The organism is Ideonella sp. B508-1 (genome assembly GCF_000333615.1).
Taxonomy (GTDB): Bacteria; Pseudomonadota; Gammaproteobacteria; order Burkholderiales; family Burkholderiaceae_C; genus Ideonella.
The window spans coordinates 1-5,441 of record NZ_BADL01000053.1 but is presented as its reverse complement, the minus strand read 5'-3'; the positions used below and the strand labels follow the sequence as shown (position 1 = coordinate 5,441).

The 5,441-nt window shown below is 68.4% G+C and carries 5 protein-coding genes; 1 reads left to right on the top strand and 4 read right to left on the bottom strand.

Annotated features, from left to right (window positions below; translation table 11 throughout):
- Positions 1-433 precede the first annotated feature (433 nt).
- Positions 434-949: a hypothetical protein gene (locus I73_RS02575; RefSeq protein WP_022979187.1), complete on the top strand. Its 516-nt coding sequence runs from the start codon at positions 434-436 to the stop codon at positions 947-949.
- Positions 950-1,003: 54 nt separating this feature from the next.
- Here I73_RS02575 and rodA read toward each other — a convergent pair whose 3' ends face one another.
- From rodA to mreC, 4 genes are all read right to left on the bottom strand, one after another.
- Positions 1,004-2,158 (bottom strand): rod shape-determining protein RodA, encoded by a 1,155-nt coding sequence (gene rodA / locus I73_RS02570; RefSeq protein WP_022979186.1) that lies wholly within the window; start codon positions 2,156-2,158, stop codon positions 1,004-1,006.
- The gene (gene mrdA, locus I73_RS02565; RefSeq protein WP_022979185.1) at positions 2,155-4,260 is read right to left on the bottom strand and encodes a penicillin-binding protein 2; all 2,106 of its coding nucleotides are present in this window, start codon (positions 4,258-4,260) and stop codon (positions 2,155-2,157) included. Before mrdA ends, rodA begins: the two co-directional genes overlap by 4 nt.
- 13 nt (positions 4,261-4,273) lie before the next feature.
- On the bottom strand, positions 4,274-4,798 hold the full coding sequence (gene mreD, locus I73_RS02560) for a rod shape-determining protein MreD (RefSeq protein ID WP_022979184.1): 525 nt from the start codon (positions 4,796-4,798) through the stop codon (positions 4,274-4,276).
- Positions 4,795-5,441: rod shape-determining protein MreC (gene mreC, locus I73_RS25550; RefSeq protein ID WP_022979183.1), on the bottom strand; the 647-nt coding region annotated here is incomplete at its 5' end. The genes mreD and mreC, both read right to left, overlap by 4 nt.

Here is a 5,441-nt window from a genome sequence, read left to right as displayed (position 1 = left end):
GGCGCAAAGCCTCCACCGTGCCGTCCAGCTCGAAGCCAGCACCCGCCGGGGTGCTGCCCACCGTCACGGTGGGCACGGGGGCGGCCATGGCCGCCGCGCAGCCCAGCCACATCGACGCCAACCATGCAACATGCTTCATCGAAGGACTCCCGGCCGTGTGTGTCTTTATACCCATTGGGGTATCGTAACAGAGCCTGCAGCACCCGGGCAAGTCAGGGATTTCGCCCGCATCCCGCCTGTCCGCGGGCTGTCCGTGGGCAAGGGCCGGCCACTGCTTTCTTGATCTAGGCAAGTTGGGGGATTGCTGCGCCGCGTCAAACTGAGGCCCGTACTTCCGGCTGTTCCCCATGACCGACGGACTCCACGCCCGCACAGCGCTCCCTCCGGCACCCGTCACCCACCGGGTGGTGGCCGTGCATGGCCCCGTGGTGGCATGTCCGACGCCACGCTGGCGTGGTACTCCGTGATCATTGTTGCCAGCGATCAGCCGCAGCCTTTCTACGACACCCTGAAAGGTCAGATGGGGCGCATCAATCAATGGGTGATGACCGGGGCGCGGACCCTGGAGTTTCACGTGGCCGACCATGGCTGGAACAATGGCCGCTTCACAGGGGTCCTGCCCAGGAATGTCGCGTCTTATAACGCGCGTGACGATCTGGATGTGGTTGTCCTGCCCGAGTGGCCCCTGATGCGGGGCGTGCCGACTTCGATCAATGGCAGCTCTGCCAGCCAGAATGCCCTGATGGTCCAGCCGCCTGTCAAGGTCATCCTCACCGACACGGTGGGGAATGCCACATTGGTCGACTATTGCTGGAAACGGGGGCGCGTGATCGCCACAGGGCTGACCCTGGAATACGCCTGGGACCACGACTGGGATGCCAAACCGGTGCTGGAGAACATGCTGACCGCGTCGACCTCAGCGCCGGGTTGCCACAGCGACATCCGGTGATGCCTGCCGATGTGCCGAGTCCGGGCTCCTGCGGGAGCCCTTTTTCGTGGGCGTTCAGGTCTGGATCAGCCGGCGGCTCTTGGCGATGGACATCAGCATGCCCAGCGCAAAGCCCAAGGTGACCATGGCCGTGCCGCCGTAGCTGATGAAGGGCAGCGGAATGCCCACCACCGGCAGGATGCCGCTGACCATGCCCATGTTCACCATCGCGTAGGTGAAGAAGCTCATGGTCAGGGCGCCGGCCAGCAGGCGCGAGAACACGGTGGGTGCCGAGTTGGCGATCAGCAGGCCGCGCGCCAGCACGAAGGTGAAGGCGGTGATCAGGGCCAGCGCGCCCATCAGGCCGAACTCTTCGGCGAAGGCCGCGAAGACGAAGTCGGTGGTGCGCTCGGGAATGAACTCCAGGTGGGTCTGGGTGCCTTGCATGAAGCCCTTGCCGGTGACGCCGCCCGAGCCGATCGCGATCATGCCCTGGATGATGTGGAAGCCCTTGCCCAGCGGGTCGGTCGTGGGATCCAGCAGGGTGCAGACGCGGTGCTTCTGGTACTCGCGCAGCAGCGGCCAGGTGACGTCGTCCTGGCAGATGCGGTCGGCCGACAGCACGATCGCCGTCACGGCCACGGCCGCCGCCAGCAGGACGGGCAGGATCAGCTTCCAGGACAGGCCGGCGAAGTAGATGACGTAGAGCCCGCCCGAGAGGATGAGGATGGCCGTGCCCAGGTCGGGCTGCTTGACCACCAAGCCCACCGGCACCATCAGCAGCAAGGCCGCGGCCACGAAATCCAGCGCCCGCAGCTGGCCTTCGCGCTTCTGGAACCACCAGGCCAGCATCAGCGGCATGGCGATCTTCATCAGCTCGCTGGGCTGGATCACGACGCCGACATTGAGCCAGCGGGTCGCCCCCTTCTTGGTGATGCCGAAGAGGGCGGTGGCCACCAGCAGGGCCACGCCCAGGGAGTACAGCGGCACCGCCAGCTGGGCCAGACGTTGGGGTGGCACCTGGGCCACCAGGAACAGGATGCCCAGGCCGAGCAGCATGTTGCGGCCGTGGTCGGCAAAGCGGCTGCCGTTGTCATAGCCGGCCGAGTACATGGTCACCAGGCCCATGGTGCCGAGCACCAGCAGCCCGGCCAGCAGGAGCAGGTCGAAACCGCTGAAGATGGGCTGCAGCCGGCGCCACAGCGAAGGACGTTCGAAGACGACGCTCATCGGGAGGCTCCTGAGGCCGCGGCCGGGACGGGGGCGCTGCCGGCCGTGCCGTGCGCTGCCGCGCCGTCGGCGCTGCTGGTGGCCGCCGACGGGGCCGAGGCGCCGCTGGCCGCCGGCATGGGCACCAGCCCCAGGGGCATGTCCACCGGGTTCTGCTTGGGCAGCGGCACATCCTGCGCCCGCCGCGGGGTGCCCACCGGCGGGCCGGCCGATTTGCCTTCGCGCACCAGGGCGATGTCTTCTTCGCTGGGGTACTGGCCCAGCAGAACGTAGTCCAGCACGCGGCGCGCGATCGGGGCGGCGGCCACCGTGCCCCAGCCGGCGTTCTCGACGATCAGGGCCAGGGCCACACGCGGGTTGTCGCGCGGCGCAAAGGCGATGTAGAGCGAGTGGTCGCGCTGGTGCTCGGCCACCCGGGCGGCGCTGTACTTTTCCCCGCTGCGCATGGTCACCGCCTGCGCGGTGCCGGTCTTGCCGCCACTGATGTAGGGCGCACCGGCGAAGACCCGCGAGGAGGTGCCGGCCTGGGCCACGCCCACCATGGCGTCCAGCACCAGCGACACGTCCTGCGGCTTGAGCGGCAGCGGGGGCAGGGCGTCGGAGGAGACGATGTGCTTCTCGTGCGAGACCTGGTCCTCGATCTCCCGCACCAGGCGGGGTTGAAAGCGCTGACCGCCGGTGCACAGCGTGGCCATGGCCGTGGCCAGCTGGGTCATGGTGAAGTTGTTGTAGCCCTGGCCGATGCCCAGCGACACCGTCTCGCCGGGGTACCACTTCTTCTGTTCCGGCCGCTTGTAGGTGCGTCGCTTCCAGTCGGTGGAGGGCAGCACGCCGGTGACCTCGCCCTCGAGGTCGATGCCCGTCTTGCGGCCGAAGCCGAAGGGTTCGAGCTGGTCGTGGATCAGGTCCACGCCCATCTCCACGGCCAGGCTGTAGAAGTAGACATTGGACGAGGTGATGATGGCCAGCCGCATGTCCTTGGGGCCGGGCCGGTCGGTCTCGGGGCTGCCGAAGGTGTGGCCGCCGAAGGTGTAGCTCAGGTTGTCCTGGATGACCATGTGCGGATCGCGCTTGCCGGTGGTCAGCGCCGCGATCGACATGTAGGGCTTGAAAGTGGAGCCCGGCGGGTAGGTGCCGCGCAGCGCGCGGTTGAGCAGCGGCTTGTCGATCGACTCGTTGAGCTCGCGCCAGCTGTCGAAGTCGATGCCGTCGACGAAGAGATTGGGGTCGAAGGTGGGTTTGGAGACGAAGGCCAGCACCTCGCCGTTGCGTGGGTCGATGGCCACCAGGGCGCCGCGGCGGTCCCCGTAGAGCTGCTCCACCAGGTTCTGCAGCTTGATGTCGATCGACAGGTGAAGCTCGTTGCCGGGCGTGGGCGGGTGGCTGTTCAGGCGCCGCACCGCACGGCCGCTGGCGGCGGTCTCGACCTCTTCATAGCCGGTGCGGCCATGCAACTCGGACTCGTAGCTCTGCTCCAGGCCCAGCTTGCCGATGTACTCGGTGCCGCGGTAATTGGCCTGGCGGTCCTCGTCCCAGTCCTCCATCGCGGTCTTCTCGGCCTGGTTGATGCGGCCGATGTAGCCCAGCAGGTGGCTGGCGGTGTCGCCCAGCGGGTAGTTACGGAACAGCCGGGCCTTGATGTCCACGCCCGGGAAACGGAAGCGCTGGGCCAGGAAGCGCGCCATCTCCTCGTCGGTCAGCTTGGTGCGGATGGGCAGGCTCTCGAAGCTCTTGCTCTCCTCCATCTGCCGCTTGAAGCGCTTGCGGTCACGCGGCTGGATGTCGATCAGCTGGGCCAACTGGTCGATCGTCTGTTCCAGGTTGCTCACCTTGGAGGGGGTGATTTCCAGGGTGTAGGCCGTGTAGTTGGTGGCCAGCACCACGCCGTTGCGGTCCAGGATGCGGCCACGCTGGGGCACGATGGGCAGCACCGCGATGCGGTTGGCTTCGGCCCGGGTGGAGAGTTCATCGTGCCGGGCCACCTGCAGCACCACCAGGCGGCTGATGAGCAGGCCGAAGCCCAGCAGCACGAAGGCCGCGGCGGCTATGGAGCGGAAGCGGAAGCGCTCCAGTTCCCGCTGGATGTTGCGCAGCTCGGTCATGCGGGCACCTGGCTCACAGGACGCGGTTCTTGTCGGGGTCGGGCGGGCGGCGCTGGGGCGCCAGCAGCACCAGGCTGGCCACCGGCCACAGCAGCGTCTCGGCCAGCGGCGCGATCAGCACACTCCAGCCCGGCCAGCCATCGCCGGCCACCGCACGCACCAGCAGGCTCAGCAGGGTGGCCGCGAGGAAGGCAGGCGCCACCTGGGCCATCTGGCCGGACAGACCGAACCACAGCACCCGGCGGTGGACGGCGATGCCGAAAAAGCCCAGCAGGCTGTAGGCCAGCGCGTGCTGACCCAGCAGCGAGCCATGGTGCACGTCCATCAGCAGGCCGAAGAAGAAGGCGGTGGTGATGCCCACCCGGCGCGGCTGGTGCACGCTCCAGAACACCAGCACCAGGGCCACGAAGTCGGGCATCCAGGGCGTGGGGCCCAGGGGCACCAGGTTCAGGGCCAGGGCCAGCAGCAGCGAGGTCCACAGAAACCAGGGGTTGACCGGCAGCAGCAGCTGGCCCGCGCCCCGCGGCATGATGCTCATCGCGGTGCGCTCCCGAATTCGTTGGCGCTGGCCGCCGAGGCGGCCGATGCAGCGGCGCTGGCGGCGGCGACGGCCGCGGCCACCGCCGTGTCGGCCTTCTTGTCCAGCGGCCCCACCAGCAGCACGAAGCGCAGGCCGCCGGTCTTGGCCACCGGGGCCAGGCCGATGTGGGCGAAGCCGCCCTCCCCCTGGCGGTTCACCGAGGTGACGGTGGCCACCGGCACGCCGGCCGGGTAGATGCCGTCCACGCCGCTGGTCAGCAGGGTGTCGCCCGCCTTCACGTCGTCATTGGCGGCCACGAAGCGCAACTCCATCTGGCCCTCGTCGCCCGAGCCGAAGGCGGCGCTGCGGTGCTGGGTGCGGGCATTGAGTACCGGGATGGTGGCATCGCGGTCGGCCAGCAGCGTGACCTCGGAGGACAGCAGGTAGGCCCGGGTCACCTGGCCCAGGATGCCGTGCTCGTTCATCACGGGCATGCCTTCGGTCACGCCCTGCTGGGTGCCGCGGTCGATGAAGATCTTGTGCACGTAGGGATCCGGGGCCTCGTACAGCACCTCGGCTACCTGGCTGCGGGGCGGGGTGGCCGGGCGCAGGCCCAGCAGGCCGCGCAGCTGGGTGTTTTCCGGGTCAGGCGTAGGCCCGG